Raw genomic sequence first — 18,806 nt, 5'->3', positions numbered from 1 at the left:
AGTGGGGCGTGATGCGTCCCATTTTTATTATAAAAAAGGTGGTCATCGATGAAATCATACACAGACACAGGCTCATTTCTTGGCTCGCTATGGATGGTGGCCGCTGCGGTATGTTTTTGTACGATGGGCATTTTGGTCAAGGCAGCAGGCGGTCGATTTGCCATGCACGAGTACGAACTGGTGTTTTGGCGAGTGATTTTTGCTACGATTGTACTGGGCGTGCAGGCGTGTATCGCCAAACAAAGCTTTGCCACCGCTTATCCCAAAGCACATTTTTGGCGATCGTTGGCAGGTACGCTTGGTCTTGTGATGTTCTTTTTTGGCTTGGTGCATCTGCCTTTGGCGACGGCGATTACTTTTAATTATACTTCCAGTCTATTTTTGGCACTGTTTTCGGTGCTGATTTTGAAGCAATATCCATCAGGGCTGACTTGGTTTGCTTTGATGCTAGGCTTGGTGGGTATTGGTTTGATTTTGCAGCCGAGTATCTTGGGACATGGATGGCTACCGACTTTGGTGGGCTTGGGCAGTGGTGCGGTGGCAGGCTATGCCTATCTACAGGTACGAGAGCTGTCGCTACTTGGTGAGCCGTCGTGGCGGATTGTGTTTTATTTTTCGGCATTGGCAAGCGTGGTGACTTTCATTATCAGTACCATCAAGGGCTGGACGATGATCAGCGTGGAGATGGTGCCGTATTTATTGGGCATTGGGCTGTCGGCGATGTTTGGTCAGTTGGCAATGACTCATGCTTATAAGGTCGGGCGTAAATTCATGGTGTCTGCTTTGGCATATCTGACCGTTGTGCTATCCACCTTGTACGGGGTCGTTGCCTTTGATGAGATGCTACCGATGATGGCGATGGCGGGGATTGGGCTTGTGATTGCTAGTGGCATTTTGGCAGGCAAAAAATAAACACCAACACCGTCAATCCCACAAAATCAGTCAGCTATGCTACAATAGCCAATCCATTGACAATGACTCAAAACACATCATGCTCACCTGTCCAATCTGCCAACAGTCTTTGACACTCACCCAAAAAAGCTACCGCTGTCCATCCAATCACAGCTTTGATATCGCCAAAGAAGGCTATGTCAATCTGCATGTCGTCCAGCACAAAAAGAGTAAAAACCCTGGTGATACGCCTGAGTCAGTGGCGGCGCGCCGTGCGTTTTTATCACAAGGGTTTTATCAGCCGCTCAAGACAGGCGTACAGCAGATTATCAGTCGCTTATCGGCAAGCACGGTGCTTGATATCGGCTGCGGTGAGGGCTACTATACCGAAGCGCTTGGGCAAGTAGCACAAACTGTCATCGGCGTGGATATCGCCAAATCTGCTGTGCAAGCCGCCGCCAAAGCGTATAAAACCAGCACTAACATCACTTGGGTGGTCGGCACAGGTGCGATACTCCCTGTGGCAGATGGCAGTATCGATGTCTGCACGAGCCTATTTAGCCCGCTACCAAAAGATGAGATGCTAAGAGTGCTACAGCCAACGGGTCATCTGATCGTAGCAACCCCTGCACCCAACCATCTGTATGCCATGCGTGAAGCATTATTTGGTCAAGTGATACCGCATGAGCCAAAGAAGTTCATCGCAAGTCTGTCGCCTGAATTTGAGCTTGTGGATGAGCATTTGATAATCAGCGAGTTTAGCTTGGACAATCCCATGCTTAAGCATCTGATTGCCATGACACCTTATGCCTACAAGGCAAAAGCTGACAAACGAGCTGAGCTTGAACGCTTCGATACGCTTGATGTGCGTGGCGAATTTTGTGTGTATATATTTAAGAGATGCTAATAAATTTATCTGATTATTTACAAAAAATAACACAAAGCGGTGTGGGCTGATCAATGAGCGTGTTAGAATAAGAATTATTCTTATTTTGAGTATATTTTTATGAAAACACCACAGTTATTTGGCATCACCGCGTTGGCTGCCAGTATTGCCTTGGCAGGATGTTCTACCATTGCATCGACCATTACGCACATCAATGAGAATCCTATTAATATTAGTGTCATTGATGGTAAATTGCCAAGCATAACAGCCACCCAGTCAAAAACTGCCAAGCCATTGCAGTTTGATGTGAATAATTACAAAACCCTTGATGTGACGGTGGGTGACCAAACCATCAAAGTGCGTGCCTATGAAAACATCGTCTATGTTGCCAATCCCGTGGACAGCACTTATCAGTCCATGAACATTTATATTCCCGAAAGCTACTTTGAAAATCAGTCCATCAATGGCTACACGGCAAGCACGGCACCGATTTTTATGCCCAATGCGGTGGGTGGCTATATGCCTGCCAAACCCATGACGGTGGGTGTGGGGCGTGATGGCAAGCCAAACAGCGTTGCACAGGCGCTTCATCGTGGGCTGATTGTTGCGTCAGCAGGGGCAAGGGGTCGCTCGCTAAAAAACGAACAAGGTCAGTATTATGGCAAAGCCCCTGCAGGTATTGTGGATCTCAAAGCGGCGGTACGTTATCTAAAGGCGAATGACAGCCTGATGGCAGGTGATGCGGGTAAAATCATCATCAATGGCACATCAGCAGGCGGAGCGATGACGGCGCTGCTTGGGGCGACGGGCGATAGTGCAGACTATGAGCCGTATCTGGATGCCATCGGCGCTGCCAAGGCGTCAGACAGCGTGTTTGCGGTGTCAAGCTACTGTCCGATTACCAATCTTGAGCACGCTGATATGGCGTATGAGTGGCAACTGTCTGATGTGGTGGATTATAAAAAAATATCCGCCACCATGCTTGATTATAATGTCAAGCGTGAGCTAACTGCAGGTCAATTGACCGACAGTGAGCAACAAATCGCCCAAGCACTCAAGCAAGATTTCCCAAACTATATCAATAGCCTAAAGCTGACTGGTCATGATGGTAAGCTTTTGACCTTGGATAAAGATGGCAATGGCAGCTTTAAAGATGAAGTGCTGTATTATCTGAATAAATCGGTCAATACCGCTCATAAACAGGGTGTGGATTTGAGCAGTTACACCTTTTTGGCGCAGAAAAAATCTGCCGAGCCGTATTATATCGCTGATTATAGTGAGTTTTTGAAGGCTTATACAGGTCGCTCAAAAACGCCACCTGCTTTTGATGCCTTAGATTTGTCCGCAGGCGAGAATAATCTGTTTGGCGATGGTGCCACCGACAACCGTCATTTTACTGCCTTTGGCGTCAAGCACAGCACCGCTACTGATGCCAAAATGGCAGATGCTCAGACGGTGAAACTGATGAATCCGATGGCGTATCTGGACGACAAAACTGCCAACACCGCCCTGCATTGGCGTATCCGTCACGGGGCAAAAGACAGCGATACAGGCTTTGCCATTCCTGTGATTTTGGCAACTAAGCTTAAAAATCAGGGCAAAAATGTCGATTTTGCGATGCCGTGGGATAAAGGTCATGGTGGGGATTATGATTTGGACGAGTTATTTGCTTGGGTGGATAGCGTTGCCAAACAATAACCAAATCCAAAATCCATAAGCCAAATAAAAAAACCCAAAGTGTTGATACTTTGGGATTTTTTGGTAAATTTAAGCAAGATTGGTTGGTTTATTTTGGCTCAACCAAAATCTTAACTTGGCTTTTTTCTTTGACCAGTGCCTCAAAGCCTTCTTCAACGATATTTTCAAGCTTAATGCGTTTGGTCACAAGCTTGTCTTTGCTAAAGTAGCCTTGTTCCATCAGTTTTAGCACTGCAGGGAAGACATCACGATAAGCGATGATGCCTTTGACGGTTTTTTCTTTGATGACGATTTCGTTCGGGTGGATAGACGCTTCACCTTCCCAGATGCTGACAATCACACATTCACCGTCATTTTTGATGGCTTCGATGGATTGTTTTAGCACAGGGGCAACGCCTGTCACTTCAAACGACACATCCGCACCGCCATTTGTTAGGCGTTTGATTTCGGCGACGGCGTCCACTTTGGCAGGGTCAATGATGATGGCACCAAGCTCAGCGGCTTTGGCTTGGCGTTCGGCGGATAATTCTACGGCATAAATGTCGGTCGCACCCGCTGCACGCAAGGCTTCGATGGTGAGTAGTCCAATCGGGCCACAGCCAAACACGGCAGCAGTATCACCAGCTTTTAGCTTGCTTTGACGCACCGCATATAGGGCAACGGCCGCAGGCTCGGTCAAAGCACCTTGTTCATAGTCAATGCTGTCAGGTAGCTTATGCACAAGCTCGGCATCCACCACACAAAATTCAGCAAAGCCACCATCCGCCATTAGACCGACAAAGCCTAAGTTTTCGTCTAGATTGTATTTGCCTGTTAGGCCGTTTTTGGCAAGGATTGGCTCAACGGTGACACGGTCGCCCACTTGTACGCCAGTCACATCGCTACCGACTTCCACGATTTCACCAGCAAATTCATGACCCATGGTGATGGGGGCTTTTTGACCTGAATAAGGGTGGTTATCTTTGGTGGGGATGAAGATTGGGCCACCTAGATATTCGTGCAAATCAGAACCACAAATGCCTGTGTATTTGACGGCGATTTTGACTTGATGGGCTTTTGGGCTAGGGATAGGGGCAGTTTCAACACGGATATCACGCTGACCGTACCAGCGAGCGACTTTCATACTCATAGGAATTGTCCTTTGACTTATTTAAAACACACCGAAAATAAGATCGGCACTATTTAGGTTGGGTGGATGATGATGTTTATCAAGGGTAAATTTGGCACTATTTTTATGCTGATATGGAATAATTCATAATACCAGTATGATTATTTTATCTTAATAATCTATCTGAGAGTGAGTTGATAAACGATGAGTGATTGATCAATAAAAAAACGGTGGCTATCACACCACCGTCTGTCTTACTTGTCATCCTCATTCAGCATCTTTGATGAGCTTGGTCATTGCATTCACTTTGCCAAAGCCTTTGGGCAACGCAGCACCACGACCAGCACGCTTGCCAGTATAATTGGCGATGTCATTGGGCTTTAGCGTCAATGTGCGTTTGCCTGCACTGATGACTAGGCTGTCAGCTGCCGATAGGCTTGTGATGGCGGTGATGGTCTCATCACCTTTGAGATTGACCAGTTTATTACCCTTGCCCTTGGCAAGCTGCGGCAGATCATCAAGCGGGAAAATCAGCAGATTGCCATTGGAGACACTGACCGCCACAAGCGTATCTGCTTCATCAATCAGTGCAACAGGCAGAAGCGTGCCATCACCTAGGTTGATGCTGGTTTTGCCAGCTTTTTGGGCGGTGTCGAGATTATTGATGCTATTAACAAAGCCATAACCTGTGCTACTTGCCATGATGATATTGTGCGGGGTGTTAAATAGCAGCTGTTCGATCTTACTACCACTGGCTAGGTTTAGTAGGCTGGTGATCGGATCGCCTTGACCACGAGCCGATGGCAGATTGACGGTATCTAGTCCGTAGCTACGCCCTGTATTGTCCAATAAAATCAGGCGTTCAGTCGATTTGCCCAGTGCGTGGGTCAGATAGCCGTCGCCAGCACGGTAGTTCATCTCGCTTGGATCGGTGCCATGCCCTTTGGCAAGGCGAATCCAGCCTGCTTGTGAGATAACGACGGTCACAGGCTCAGCACTAATCAGCTCAGTGGCTTTTAGGCTGGTAGCTTCATTACGCTCCACCACAGGTGATCTGCGTTCATCGCCATGCTCTTTGGCATCGGCGGTCAGCTCATCGATGAGTAAGGCGGTGAGTGCATCTGGATTGGCCAGCTGTTCGGCGATCACAGCGCGCTCAGCTTCTAGGCGATCACGCTCAGCATTGAGCTCGATTTCTTCAAGCTTGGCAAGCTGACGCAGTTTGATATCCAAGATGGCATCTGCTTGAATGTCCGATAGTCCATAGCGATTCATCAGCTCAAGCTTGGGGTCGTCTTCTTCACGGATGATGCGGATGACTTCATCGATATTTAGGTAAGCAATCAAAAGACCTGCCAAGATGTGCAGTCGTTTATCAATCTTATCCAAGCGGTGATTGAGCCTGCGAATGACCACATTGCGACGCACAGACAGCCACTCAGACAAGATGGTTTTTAGGTTTTTGACTTCAGGCTTGCCATTGACGCCGATCATGTTCATATTGACCCGAAAACTGGTCTCAAGATCGGTATTGGCGAATAGATGGCTCATGATTTTATCAATATCAAGCTTGCCTTTTTTGAGCTCAATCACGATACGGCAAGGATTGGTATTGTCTGATTCATCATTGGCATCGACGACCCAAGGCAGTTTCTTATCGTTCATCAGTTTGGCGATCTGTTCGATGATTTTGTTGCCAGAGACTTGATAAGGCAGCGCATCGATGACGACAAGATTTTTTTGGTTTGGATCAATGTGATAAGTGGCGCGCATCTTATAGCTACCACGACCAGTTTCGTACATATTGATGAGCTCATCTTTTGGGGTGATGATCTCAGCGGTGGTCGGCAAATCAGGCGCAGGGATGCTTTGGGCAAGCTGTTTGACCGACAAATCTGGGTTCTTTAGCAGGCGAATACAGGCTTTGACAACTTCGTTCAGATTGTGCGGTGGGATGTCGGTCGCCATACCGACAGCGATGCCTGTGGTGCCGTTTAATAAGATATTGGGCAGACGAGCAGGCAAGGTGACAGGCTCGGTGAGCGAGCCATCAAAGTTATCTTGCCAATCGACTGTGCCTTGCTCAAGTTCAGCCAATAGCGTATTGGCATACTGGCTCATCTTGGCTTCGGTATAACGCATGGCAGCAAAGGATTTTGGGTCATCAGGGCTGCCCCAGTTGCCTTGACCGCTGATGAGCGGGTAGCGATAGCTAAAGGGCTGTGCCATCAGTACCATGGCTTCATAGCACGCAATGTCGCCATGTGGGTGGTATTTGCCCAGCACATCACCGACGGTACGAGCGCTTTTTTTGGGCTTGGCGGTATGCTTGAGTCCAAGCTCGCTCATGGCATAGACGATGCGTCGCTGTACAGGCTTGAGTCCATCAGCGATGTGCGGTAGGGCGCGATCCATGATGACATACATGGCGTAGTTGAGATAGGCGTATTCGGTAAAGTCACTTACCGAGCGGGTGTCGATGTGCGTGGTCATAATCATCAATCAAAGAAAATAATCAGCTATGATAGCAAGTTTTGCTAGGGTTAGGCAATGCCAAGCTGACTGATTTATAAGCAAATACAACAAAAGCAATGACCGATCAGCCATTGCTTTTGTTGGGTGATGTGGGTGATTATAGTGCTTGTAATGAGCTTTCCATACGCTTGGCAAGCTGTACATCACGGCTGTGCACGGCATGCTGCTCAGGATCGCCGATACGCACGCTCACGACATTATAGTCGTGCTGCCACACAGGATAATGCTCAAGGCTTTGGGCAAAAAACGAGACACGCACCATAAAGCTCATCGCTGTGGCAAAATCTTCAAAAGTATAAGTCTTAATCAGGCTGTTGCCATCTCGAGACCATCCTGGTAGCCCATCCAGCTGTAGGGCGACTTGGTCGGAAGTTAGACTGCTCATAGTATTTCCTAAATTCAATCAATCAAAATGTGGTTTATTTTAGCACAGATTGATATTGGGTGTGCTTATTTATGTAATGGGCGACAAAAGAACAGGTCGGCACGACTTTTTTGCCGTGCTCGACGGCATAATCTAGGGCAAACTGGGTCAATGCCGAGCCGATGCCCCGACCGCCAAGTGCACTTGGGACGATGGTGTGATCATAAATCAGTGTGTCATCTCCAGCCACTTGGTAGCTTAGATAAGCGGTGATGCCATCGATGGTGGTCTCAAAGCGTTGGGCGGTGGTGTTGTGGGTGATGTTCATGATGCGTCCTTGTTTGGTTGTTGGTTTATGATAATACAGTTTTTAAATTATGTAAATGGGCGGTGAGCTTAAGCATCGCCAAGTTTTTTGATTTCTTGAGGTTTGTATGATCTTTATCTCAAAACATAAACAGGCAAAGAAACGCTACACCGATTTTTTGGCAAAAAACAGCGGTTTTGTCAGCTGATTATATGATCAGAGCCAGAGTTTTGATTGATGTGATGAATCGCCATCAGGCTGGTGCGTTATTGCATGTCTGATTGGCGGTGGTTAAAAAAATTAATACTGGTGAAGCAGGTCTTAACTCGGGATTTGGCAAAATGTCAATAAAGCGGACGATAGACAATACATCCAAAATGCTACCGTGTACTACTGACGCGTGCTCGTCAAGGTATGGTGATTTGGATTCCTGAAGGCAGTAAAACAGATAATACTCGCAAACCGTGTTTTTATGATGGGACGTATCAATATTTACGTTCATTGGATATTGAGGAATTATAATTCATTCCCAAACTTCTTGATACCCTCAATGATCTGACAATGATCAATATCAGGAGCATGACAATTGACCATGCGCTCAAGTAAGGCTTTGATCTGTTGGCACTGCTCGATCTGCCGATCAATCTGATTCAGATGCGCTTTGGCAAGGGCATCAGCCATTTGACAAGGATTATCGGGATTGGCCTGCAGGGCGAGCAGCTCACGAATCTCATCAAGGCTAAAACCAATGGTACGGCATGCCTTAATAAAATGCAGCTCATCTAACTGCACCTGATTAAATGATCGATAGCCATTGACATCTCGCTTGGCAGGCGTGATAAGCCCAAGCCGTTCATAATAGCGGATGGTCTCAAGATTGATGCCGCTTGATTTGGCAAGTTCGCTAATTTTCATCATTTTTCCTTCGTTTATCCTTGACTCTGTAGCGACTACAGGGTTTATAGTATAGCTGAATTGATGAGAAATTACATGGGAGATCATCATGGCTTGCACTTCTTGTTCGCACGACACAGCCGCCAAACGACTATCGCCAGCCTACAAAAGAGCCTTATGGGTTGTCCTGCTGATTAATGCAGCGATGTTCGTCGTTGAGATCTTAGCGGGCATCAGTTCAGGCTCGGTGTCGCTATTGTCCGACAGCTTAGACTTTTTTGGCGATAGTGCTAATTATGCGATTAGCTTAATCGTGCTACCGATGGCGTTATCTTATCGTGCCAAGGCATCGCTCATCAAGGGAGCGACGATGGGGGCGTTCGGGCTGTTTATCCTAGCGACCACGGTGTATCGGCTGTGGTATGGTGAAGTACCAAGCCATAGCCAGATGAGTCTTGTGGGGGCGCTGGCGTTATTGGCAAATGTTACAGCGGCGTGGCTGCTATACCGCTTTCGTGATGGTGACAGCAATATGACGAGCGTCTGGCTATGCTCTCGCAATGACGCTATCGGCAATGTTGCCGTGATCGGTGCAGGGATTGCTGTGTATTTTACCAGTTCAAGATATCCTGATCTGGTGGTGGCGTTTATCATGGCGGCATTGGCGTTGAGCGCCAGTTATGCCATCATCAAGCAAGCATTAGGCGAGCTAAAAACTGCTTAATCCAATAAACCTCAATGGCGATCCAAAGTGATCGCCATTTAACAATTATTTTGACTCGCCAAAATCCCACCCAAATTCTCTTCTAGCCAATCCACCAAATCCGCAAGCTTTTCACCAGCGATTTTGCCATAGTCGGTGAGTGAGTATTCCACATGCGGCGGTACGGTGTTATAAGATTTGCGATGTACCATGCCATCGTGTTCTAGTTGTTGCAAAGTTTGCGTGAGCATTCGTTCGCTGACACCTTCAATCTCACGGCGAATTTCGCTAAAGCGTTTCGTGCCATTCATCAGCACAATCATCACCAACACGCCCCAACGGTTGGTGAGATGCTGTAGAATTTGCCGAGATGGACAACTGGCTGCCAAGACATAGCCCCGCTCGATTGAATTTGAAAACTTTTCCATTTTTTATCTCCTTGATTTTTTTTATTCATCATTTAATGCTGTACGTTGTTGCCCGTTTTCATCAAAATTTTCAGGTTGTAACCAGCGTTCAAATTTGGGTTTCATTGCTTGATAGTCTTCTTTGATCATTGAATACCAATTGGTATCTCGCGTGCGATTTTTATACACTTGTGCTCGGCGAAAGGTGCCTTCGAAATGAAAACCTAAGCGTCTTGCGGCACGGTTAGAAGGTGCATTTAAGCTATCGCATTTCCATTCATAACGGCGATATTGCAAAACTTCAAACACATATTGCATGACCAAAAACTGTGCTTCCGTTGCCAAGCGTGATTGCTTTAATTCATCGCCATAAAGCACCCAACCCATTTCTATGACACGATTGGCAGTATCAATACGCATCAAGGCAAATGTTCCAACAGTTTTGCCTGAGGCTTTGTCCACAATCGCTAAATAATAAGGATCATGAGATTGTGTCATTTTTTCAAAATAAGCCCGAAAATCCGCTTGATTTTTAAAGGCTTCAATAGATAAATAAGTCCATTGTGTTTCAGGGCTTTCTGCGCCATAAACACGGTAGGCATCATCAAAATGTTTAAAACTGATAGGTTCAACAATGGTATAACGACCGATTAGCTGTTGAATATTGGGCTGTTGTCCTGCTGAATAATCCGTCAATGTTTCCCCGATGGGTTGATTGAGATGGTTGAGTGGCATAATAATCCTTTCATAAAATATATAATAAAATCAATGAATTAAAAATTATTTTCATACTTACATTTTTGTAAGTACTTACTAAAAATAATTTACTCATCTATAATACGCCATATCAAGCAATTTTGCAAGATGTTAACTTTTGACAATCGGAGTATTTTTATGAAAAAATTTGCAGTCATCGGTGCGACAGGTTATGTGGGTCAGGCAGTGGTCAAAGAATTGGCAAGCCGTGGTCATCAAGTTACCGCTTTTGCACGCAATGTCGAAAAAGTCGTACAGGCAGACAATGTAACGGCTGTTAATGCTGATGTATTATCACCGAATTTTGCAGAGCAATTACAGGGCTTTGATGCGGTGGTCAGTGCCTTTAATCCAGGTTGGACAAACCCAAATATCGGTGCGGATTTTACCCGTGGGGCAACTGCCATCGCGGAGGCTGCCAAAACAGCAGCTGTGCCGTATTTATTGGTGGTGGGCGGTGCAGGCAGTCTGTTTGTTGCGCCCAATGTACAGCTGATTGATACACCTGATTTTCCAAAAGAAATTTTTGATGGGGCAAACTCAGCACGCAATTTATTAAAAGAATTACAAGAACGCCGTGATGTGAATTGGGCGTTTATTTCACCGCCGGCATTGCTTGGTGTGACAGGTGACTATAGCGAAGAGCGTACAGGCGAATATCGTTTAGGTGATGATAATTTGCTGATGAATGGCGATATCCCTGCAGGCATCAGCGTCGCGGATTTGGCGATTGCTATCAGTGATGATGTGGAAAATCAAGCGCATTTACACAAGCGTTTTACGGCGGCGAGCAAATCTTGATGCAACTTACAACCATCCATTCACACTCTAAGCTGTTTTGATTGTTAAAAATGAGCTGGTATTGATGTCAGCTCATTTTTTTGACGCACAAGCACAGAATCATCACGCACAAGGCAGTATTCATCAGATCGGCTGTTTATTTTAGCCACTTTTTCAATACCGCCACTCGCGACACCAACAGCCAATCCAAGAGCGCCATCGCCATAATCGCCACCGCAGCCGTTGGAAACACACACGCCACCAGCAATAATACAATCATCGCCGCTTTCCAATTGGGCAATTCACGCCCTTGCGCTGGCGGATACACACCCACACCACGCGGACGGCGCCTCCACCACATCACATAGCCGCTCACACACAAATAAATCACCAGCAAACAAAATACGACATTCAACGCCACCGACCATGAGCCCATCGTTCCCATGTGAAAGGCTGTGCCTATCGCCATCAATTTGCCAAACCAGTTGTAATCCTCAAACCGAATATCCGCCAACACATTGCCACTATAACGGTCAATGTGCATGGTGCGGTCAGCGGTTGGATTGGGGCTGTCGTAGCTCATGGAATCTTGGTTGATTGTCCATACGCCGGTGTCTGTTTTTGGGAAATAAATATGGTAACGACCGTCAAATCCTTTTTCGCGGACAAATCTGTCCACCGTTTCAAGCGTCATCGGCACATCGGACGAGATCCCTTTTTCGCCCAAAGTACTGCCTGAAACAGGCATGGGCGTCAATTCTAAAACCCACGGAATTTCTTTGGTTTTACCGTCATTTAAATCGCCATGCGTGGGTAAAGTAGAGGTTGGATTCGGTGCAACGCCCCATTTACCAGCAGGAAATTGCGACCACGCTTGTACCACTTTTTCGCCCCAAATGCCCGCCCAAGCCATGCCAGAAATGCAAAATACCAGTAGCATTGCCGACACATACACCCCAAACACGCCATGAAAACCACGCCACCACGACCGTCCTGTGCCCAATTTACCTGTGAACAACATGTGCGTCACTCGACGCTTGCGCGAGCACCACCACAAATACAGCCCTGTCAAAATCATCAATACGGTTAATGCGGCTGTGGTTTCCAGCACATAATCGCCGACTTTACCCAGTAATAAATCGCTGTGGATTTCATCCATCACATGATACATGTTTTGATTGCGCGGATAAGTTTGGACGACTTGCGCGGTGTAAGGGTCAATCGCCACCATGGTTGATTTGCCCGCGCCATCATTGACGCGAAACACCGCCACCATGTCGGCTGCGCGCGGCGAGATGTATTGCAGCACCATGCCGTGTTCTTTGTCCACCACATCCAAAGCGGCTTTGGCTTGCTGTGAAAGCGGTTGAACCACCGACTGCACTGGTACATGAATGCGCTCGCCATCTTTGCCTTGGATATTGGCAAACAAAATCATCGCAAGCCCAGTAATCGCCAAAATCATCAAAAAAGGCGCGATGACGATGCCAGCATAAAAATGCCATCGCCAAATTAAAAAATAACGCAAGCTACTGTTTTCTTGCCCGCGATCGGATGATTTTTTCATAATACAAACTCTTTTTAAGGCCAGACATCGTCGGACAGCGGCTTTTGACAGGCTGGCGTCTCGCCCAAATCTTTGGCAAAGCCCCTGTGATTGGTCAATGATGCGTGGCCATATCCGTGCCATAATCTGCCAACTGCGCAGTATATCAAATTTGTCCACCAAATAAGAGCCGTTGATCGCATGGATTGCAATAAGGCACCATTTGGCAGCCAAAATATGCCGAGCATCGCCAAAATACCTTGCCCAAATCGGGTATCAATGCGATAATATCCAGTTAAGCTTTTATTGTCATTCAACCCCACAGGAAAACTATGGCTCAATATATTTACACCATGAACAAGGTGTCAAAAATTGTTCCCCCAAAGCGTGAAATCCTAAAAGACATCAGTCTGTCGTTTTTCCCGGGTGCCAAAATCGGTGTCCTAGGTTTAAACGGTGCGGGTAAATCCACCCTACTACGCATCATGGCAGGCGTGGATACCGAGTTTAGCGGTGAAGCGCGCCCACAAGCAGGCATCAAGGTCGGCTATCTACCCCAAGAACCACAGCTGGACCCGAACAAAACCGTGCGTGAAAATGTCGAAGATGGTGTGCGTGAAGCGCTCGATGCCCTTGACCGCCTGAACCAAATTTATGCCGAATATGCCGAGCCTGATGCAGACTTTGATAAGCTTGCTGCTGAGCAGGGCAAGATGGAAGACATTATCCAAGCATGGGATGCGCACAACCTAAACACCCAGCTTGAAAAAGCAGCAGATGCACTTCGCCTACCACCATGGGATGCTGATGTCTCTAAGCTATCAGGCGGTGAGAAACGCCGTGTCGCTCTGTGCCGTCTGCTATTGTCCAAGCCTGATATGCTACTGCTTGACGAACCAACCAACCACTTGGATGCAGAATCGGTGGCATGGCTTGAGCGTTTCTTAAAAGACTATTCAGGTACAATTGTGGCGATTACCCACGATCGCTATTTCCTTGACAATGTCGCTGAGTGGATTTTGGAGCTGGACCGTGGTTATGGCTATCCATACCAAGGCAACTACACCGAATGGCTAGAGCAGAAGAACAAACGCCTAGAGCAAGAGCAAAAGCAAGAAGAAGCCTTTGCCAAAGCCTTAAAACAAGAATTGGAATGGGTACGCAAGAACCAAAAAGGTCAGCAAGCCAAATCTAAATCTCGTCTAGAGCGTTTTGAAGAGATGAACTCTCGTGAATTCCAACAACGCAACGAAACCGCCGAAATCTATATTCCACCAGGGCCACGCCTAGGGAATAAAGTGATTGAAGTCAATAACATCTCAAAATCATTTGGCGATCGCTTGCTGTACGAAAACCTATCATTCACCGTACCACCGATGGCAATCGTCGGTATCATCGGCCCAAATGGTGCAGGCAAAACCACACTGTTTAATATGATCACGGGTAAAGATAAGCCTGATACAGGTACGGTCGAAGTGGGCGAGAGCGTCAAAGTCGCCTATGTCGGTCAGGTGCGTGATGAGCTAGACGATAATAAGACGGTGTGGGAAGAAGTCTCGGACGGTCTTGATATGATCACTGTGGGTGAGTACACCACGCCAAGCCGTGCGTATATCGGTCGCTTCAACTTCAAAGGTCAAGACCAACAAAAGCGCGTCGGTCAATTATCAGGTGGTGAGCGTAACCGCCTACAGCTTGCCAAGACACTTAAGCAAGGCGCCAATGTCATCTTACTTGACGAACCGTCAAACGACCTTGATGTCGAGACCTTGCGTGCGCTAGAAGATGCGGTGCAAGTCTTCCCAGGTACAGTGATGGTTGTGTCGCATGACCGCTGGTTCCTTGACCGTATCGCGACCCACATCCTAGCATTCGAAGAAGAAGGTCCTGTGTGGTACGATGGCAACTACACCGAGTACGAAGCCTACCGCAAAAAGACCCTTGGTGCAGATGCAGGCCCTAAGCGTATGAAATATAAGAAGATTGGGGGTTAATCTTAACTCGCCTTAGCATAAATGCCTTGCACGATTGTAGGGCATTTATGTTTTTAATCAATGAATGTTAAGGGTTAAAAATGAAAGTTAAACAATTGCAATTACAAAATTATGGGCGTTTTGATAATTTAACAATACAATTTGCCCCTAATGGAGAGACAAAGGGCAATGTTACCATTATTGTGGGGAATAATGGGGCAGGGAAATCGCAGATTTTACAGGCGTTGCTTGATAATTTAAGCAATGTTATTGGTTATATTTTGAATGGCAGGAAAGAACAAAAAAAGGAAGAAGATTGGGTATTTTTTAAGAACATTACAGGTCATACAGTTCCAGAATTATCAATAAGAAATAATAGCAATTATACTCAAATTGATACTGAAATTTTATTTAGCAATAAAAATTCATTTGTAAGTGTATATTCTGAAAGAAAAGGGGCAAATATTAACAATGGTAGTAATGTAAAAATTTCAAATAATTTGTTTGAAAATTTACAATATTTTTTAAATAAATTAACGTCCAATACAATTGACAAAACTAATTTTCCAATATTGGCATTTTATGGTACTACTAGAAATATTGAAAAAGTAAAAATTGATGAACATTCAGATAAGGATAGTCATCAAATACTTTTGGGATATTTAGCATATGGTCTTGCAGAATCTGAATACAAAAGATTTTTTAGATGGTTTAGGGAGAATGAAGATTTAGAAAATGAAAATAAGAAAAATTTAAGCAACAAAATATTGGAATTAATAGATGGCAATAATACAAATCAGATTGATCATATAAAAGATGCAATCACCGAATTTAAGGGCAATAAGAAGTTACAATGTGTTCGCCAAGCCATTGAGCTTTTTACTGACTTTAAAAACATTCACATTGAACGCCAAGATACTCCAAAAATGTTTGTAGAAAAAGACGGTGAAAAATTAGATGTTAATCAACTTTCACAAGGCGAAAAATCGTTGCTTGCCTTGGTAGGTGATATTGCTCGCAGATTGGCAATCTTAAATCCAAGTCTTGATAATCCTTTGCATGGTGAAGGGGTGGTATTGATTGATGAAATAGATTTGCATTTGCACCCAAAATGGCAGCAAAATCTCATTGATAAACTTACCAAAACTTTTCCCAATGTCCAATTTATTTTAACCACGCATTCACCGCATATTGTGAGTGATAATCCTGATGTATTGGTTTATATTTTGGATAATGGTGAATTAAGAGCATATAATAATGCCTATGGCGAAGATGTGAATACTTTGTTAAGTGGGGTTTTTGGGGTTTCTGAACGAACGCCTGAAATTGCTGAAAAATTTAAATTGATTGGTGATTATATCTCTGATAAGCAATTAGATAATGCCAAAAATTTAATTGATGAATTGTCGCAAATATTATCAAAAAATCACACACAGTTATTAAGAACCCAATTAATTTGGGCGAAAGCAAAATTAGACCAAAGCAAGGAAGTCTAATATGCAGTATATTACTAAACAGCTATCCATGCCAACAGATGTGGAAAATTGGATTAAGAAAAATCAACCAAAAACTTGGGAGCTTGGTAAGGATTATCATGATGGTTATGTCTTGTTAAGAGAACAATTACGCCAAGAACAAAAAGGTTTGTGTTGTTACTGTTGTCAAATTTTGGAAACTCAGGCTACCGTTGAGCATTTAAAAAGCCGTAGTAAATTCCCACAATTAACTTTTGATTATCAAAATTTATTACTCTCTTGCCAAGAAAGCAACCAATGCGATAATGCAAAAGGTAATAATGAGCTAGAATTAACACCTTTAATGATAGAATGTGATATAGAAATCACGCTAAAAGTTAATGGCGAACTGAACCCAAAAAGCAAGAGAGCGGAACAAGCGATTAATTTGTTAAATTTAAACAATATTGATTTATGTCAAAGAAGAAAAGTCGCAATTGATAATTTATTCAGTATGGATAATATGCTTAGCCAAGAAAATCTAGAGTTGATGTTTGGGTGCATAGAATATGAGCAGGCAGAGTTTTACCGATATGTGCTAAATAAATTAGTGCTTAATGGATATTCATAAAATTTGACTTGAAAGAAAAATACACTCTATAAAATGCAAAAGAATGGCTTATAGAATGCAAATATATATCATCAAAATAAGCATAACTATTTTTTTAAGCACAAAAAACGGCATCACACAGATGCCGTTTTTGGATCACACACAGCGATTAAAAGCGCGGTGTGTTATCTTCAATGCTGTCTTCTACCGCTTGCTTGGTGTCGGTAGGCAGGATGACTTTGTTGTCCGCTTCGCTTTCAGCTTTATCCTGAATGCGCTTTAGCAGACGCGCGGCCGCTTCACGACCACCCATGCCAAATGCCAAGGCAAATGCCACCGCCACAGCACCAAGCGTCAGACCAAAGGCCAGATTGACGATGCTATCAGCAATGCCCATCGCGCGCAGACCCATCGCCAGTACCAGACCCATGATCAGTACGCGGACAATGTTTGCCAATAGGCGCGAGCCTTGTTCAGAGCGCTCGACGATGCCAGCGATGATATTGGCAAGCCAAAAGCCGATCGCCAAAATCACAGCGCCTAGGATGATTTGACCTGCAAAATGAATGAACATCGTCACCACATCGCGGATCTGCTCAAAGCCTAGAATGTCAGCTGCTGCGGTCACAGCAAACAGCATGGCGAAGAACAAGATGGCACATGCCACCACTTCAGACAGCTGCTTGGTGCCAAGTACGCCTTGTAAGCCGATGCGCGCAGGCAGGCTGTCAAGCTGAGTGCTGGCAAGCAGTCCTTTGATGATATTGGCCACCATGCGCACCACAAAATAAGTCACCACCAAGATCGCCACTGCGGTGAAGATATTTGGCAGCGCCTCCATGATTTTGTTCAGCATGTTGGTCGCAGGGCGCGAGATGGCTTCGATTTTTAGAGCATCAAGTGCAGCGATGGTAAATGGCACGATGATCAACAAGAACGCCAGTGAGCCTGCAATGTTTGGCAAGCTGTTTTGTTCGCTGACACCTGCTTTGGCGGCCAGACTTTGAATGTTTAATCCAGAAACCAAATTGGTAATGATGCCACGAACCACGCGCGCGACGATCAAGCCCACAAAGAACACCAAGCCTGCCATCAAGAAATTCGGCACAAAGTCGAAAATCTTATCAATCATATTGGTCAGCGGCGTAAACAGACCTGTCAGACCCAGACGACCAAGCACCATGGTCAATACGATCAGCAGAATGAACCAATAAATGACATCGGCAATCGTGCTGCTAAGCGGCTTGACACCAGCTTCTTGAGACAGTTTTTCGTCAAGATTGGTTTTGTTCAGTGCCATGTTAGCGGCATTTTTGGCGATGGTTGCGACCACCCAGCCAATCACACCAACAGCGATGGCCGCCAGAAGATTTGGTAAGAATAGCAAAACTTGATTAATCATGTTGGCAAATGGCACCGAGATTGAGTTAAGATTCAGCTGATTCAGCGCCCCTGAGATGCCAATGACGAACACAAACCAAAAAACAATTTTTGCTAAGATGTCATCGACTTGATAATTGCTGCCAGTTGAGCGTTGCATGCGCTGATTGACATTAAATTTAGCAAGTGCCTTACGAGTCAGCGCCGCCAACACCAATGCAGCCAGCCAACCCAACACAAAAATAGCGATGGCGCCGATGATCGAGCCAATCGGTCCTTGTAGGCCTTGGTTAAAAATCACGATTCTGTTAAAATCCATGAAATGCTCCGATATTATATGACATTTGGCAGTCGCATGAAATACCTAAGTGTGCCAAGTCAAACCGATGGCAGATGCCTAACAGGCCAAGCAGCCCTAGGACAACCCAGTAAGACAGCGCCCAGATTTATTGATATGGACTAATGTCAATGCAGTGAAAAAAATCAAAATTACTGGCGCCATGGATCACAGTCA

General features: G+C 45.4%; 17 protein-coding genes. 8 read left to right on the top strand and 9 right to left on the bottom strand.

The annotated features are described in order from the left end of the window. Positions 1–48: 48 nt before the first annotated feature. The 3 genes from B0681_RS04020 (at position 49) to B0681_RS04010 (ending at position 3,475) form a co-directional block, all read left to right on the top strand. Entirely contained in the window at positions 49–912 is an 864-nt protein-coding gene (locus B0681_RS04020; protein WP_078317471.1) for a DMT family transporter, read from the top strand. A 79-nt stretch (positions 913–991) separates the two neighbouring features. After that, on the top strand, positions 992–1,798 hold the full coding sequence (locus B0681_RS04015) for a putative RNA methyltransferase (RefSeq protein ID WP_078317509.1): 807 nt from the start codon (positions 992–994) through the stop codon (positions 1,796–1,798). 99 nt (positions 1,799–1,897) lie between these two features. Next, positions 1,898–3,475, top strand: coding sequence for a subtype B tannase (locus B0681_RS04010; protein ID WP_114144949.1), 1,578 nt, complete (start codon positions 1,898–1,900; stop codon positions 3,473–3,475). 88 nt (positions 3,476–3,563) lie between these two features. Here B0681_RS04010 and B0681_RS04005 read toward each other — a convergent pair whose 3' ends face one another. From B0681_RS04005 to B0681_RS03985, 5 genes are all read right to left on the bottom strand, one after another. Continuing rightward, on the bottom strand, positions 3,564–4,604 hold the full coding sequence (locus B0681_RS04005) for a 2,3-butanediol dehydrogenase (RefSeq protein WP_322853467.1): 1,041 nt from the start codon (positions 4,602–4,604) through the stop codon (positions 3,564–3,566). 246 nt (positions 4,605–4,850) lie between these two features. Further along, the gene (gene parC, locus B0681_RS04000; protein WP_078317470.1) at positions 4,851–7,076 is read right to left on the bottom strand and encodes a DNA topoisomerase IV subunit A; all 2,226 of its coding nucleotides are present in this window, start codon (positions 7,074–7,076) and stop codon (positions 4,851–4,853) included. Between the two features lie 139 nt (positions 7,077–7,215). Continuing rightward, complete coding sequence (locus B0681_RS03995; RefSeq protein WP_078317469.1) at positions 7,216–7,503, bottom strand: 4a-hydroxytetrahydrobiopterin dehydratase; 288 nt, start codon at positions 7,501–7,503, stop codon at positions 7,216–7,218. Between the two features lie 34 nt (positions 7,504–7,537). Then, positions 7,538–7,813 carry a GNAT family N-acetyltransferase gene (locus B0681_RS03990; RefSeq protein ID WP_114144948.1) on the bottom strand — a complete coding sequence of 92 codons (276 nt, stop codon included), beginning with the start codon at positions 7,811–7,813 and terminating at the stop codon, positions 7,538–7,540. Positions 7,814–8,305: 492 nt separating this feature from the next. Next, the gene (locus B0681_RS03985; protein ID WP_228143854.1) at positions 8,306–8,704 is read right to left on the bottom strand and encodes a MerR family DNA-binding protein; all 399 of its coding nucleotides are present in this window, start codon (positions 8,702–8,704) and stop codon (positions 8,306–8,308) included. 88 nt (positions 8,705–8,792) lie between these two features. Between B0681_RS03985 and B0681_RS03980 the strand changes: the two genes are divergently transcribed. Next, positions 8,793–9,407, top strand: a complete 615-nt coding sequence (locus B0681_RS03980) for a cation transporter (RefSeq protein WP_078317466.1) — start codon at positions 8,793–8,795, stop codon at positions 9,405–9,407. Between the two features lie 38 nt (positions 9,408–9,445). Here B0681_RS03980 and B0681_RS03975 read toward each other — a convergent pair whose 3' ends face one another. Both B0681_RS03975 and B0681_RS03970 read right to left on the bottom strand, forming a co-directional pair. Beyond that, positions 9,446–9,814 (bottom strand): winged helix-turn-helix transcriptional regulator, encoded by a 369-nt coding sequence (locus B0681_RS03975; RefSeq protein WP_078317465.1) that lies wholly within the window; start codon positions 9,812–9,814, stop codon positions 9,446–9,448. Positions 9,815–9,835: 21 nt separating this feature from the next. Continuing rightward, positions 9,836–10,528: a GNAT family N-acetyltransferase gene (locus B0681_RS03970; RefSeq protein ID WP_078317464.1), complete on the bottom strand. Its 693-nt coding sequence runs from the start codon at positions 10,526–10,528 to the stop codon at positions 9,836–9,838. A gap of 159 nt (positions 10,529–10,687) precedes the next feature. Here B0681_RS03970 and B0681_RS03965 point away from each other — a divergent pair, with 159 nt between their 5' ends. Beyond that, positions 10,688–11,350 (top strand): NAD(P)-dependent oxidoreductase, encoded by a 663-nt coding sequence (locus tag B0681_RS03965; protein ID WP_078317463.1) that lies wholly within the window; start codon positions 10,688–10,690, stop codon positions 11,348–11,350. Positions 11,351–11,486: 136 nt separating this feature from the next. Here the strand turns inward: B0681_RS03965 and B0681_RS03960 are convergent, their stop codons facing one another. Beyond that, positions 11,487–12,896, bottom strand: a complete 1,410-nt coding sequence (locus tag B0681_RS03960; protein WP_078317462.1) for a PepSY-associated TM helix domain-containing protein — start codon at positions 12,894–12,896, stop codon at positions 11,487–11,489. A gap of 311 nt (positions 12,897–13,207) precedes the next feature. On the opposite strand from B0681_RS03960, the gene ettA reads away from it, so the two are divergent. The 3 genes from ettA to B0681_RS03940 all read left to right on the top strand — a co-directional run bounded on the left by ettA (position 13,208) and on the right by B0681_RS03940 (position 16,933). Beyond that, on the top strand, positions 13,208–14,869 hold the full coding sequence (gene ettA / locus B0681_RS03950) for an energy-dependent translational throttle protein EttA (RefSeq protein ID WP_078317460.1): 1,662 nt from the start codon (positions 13,208–13,210) through the stop codon (positions 14,867–14,869). A gap of 80 nt (positions 14,870–14,949) precedes the next feature. Next, positions 14,950–16,344 (top strand): AAA family ATPase, encoded by a 1,395-nt coding sequence (locus B0681_RS03945; protein WP_078317459.1) that lies wholly within the window; start codon positions 14,950–14,952, stop codon positions 16,342–16,344. 1 nt (position 16,345) lies between these two features. After that, positions 16,346–16,933, top strand: a complete 588-nt coding sequence (locus tag B0681_RS03940; RefSeq protein WP_078317458.1) for a retron system putative HNH endonuclease — start codon at positions 16,346–16,348, stop codon at positions 16,931–16,933. A gap of 148 nt (positions 16,934–17,081) precedes the next feature. On the opposite strand, the gene B0681_RS03935 is transcribed toward B0681_RS03940, so the two are convergent. Then, on the bottom strand, positions 17,082–18,611 hold the full coding sequence (locus tag B0681_RS03935; protein WP_078317457.1) for a mechanosensitive ion channel: 1,530 nt from the start codon (positions 18,609–18,611) through the stop codon (positions 17,082–17,084). Between the last annotated feature and the right edge of the window lie 195 nt (positions 18,612–18,806).

Source organism: Moraxella porci DSM 25326 (genome assembly GCF_002014855.1).
Lineage (GTDB): Bacteria > Pseudomonadota > Gammaproteobacteria > Pseudomonadales > Moraxellaceae > Moraxella > Moraxella porci.
This window is presented reverse-complemented; position numbering and strand designations above follow the sequence as displayed.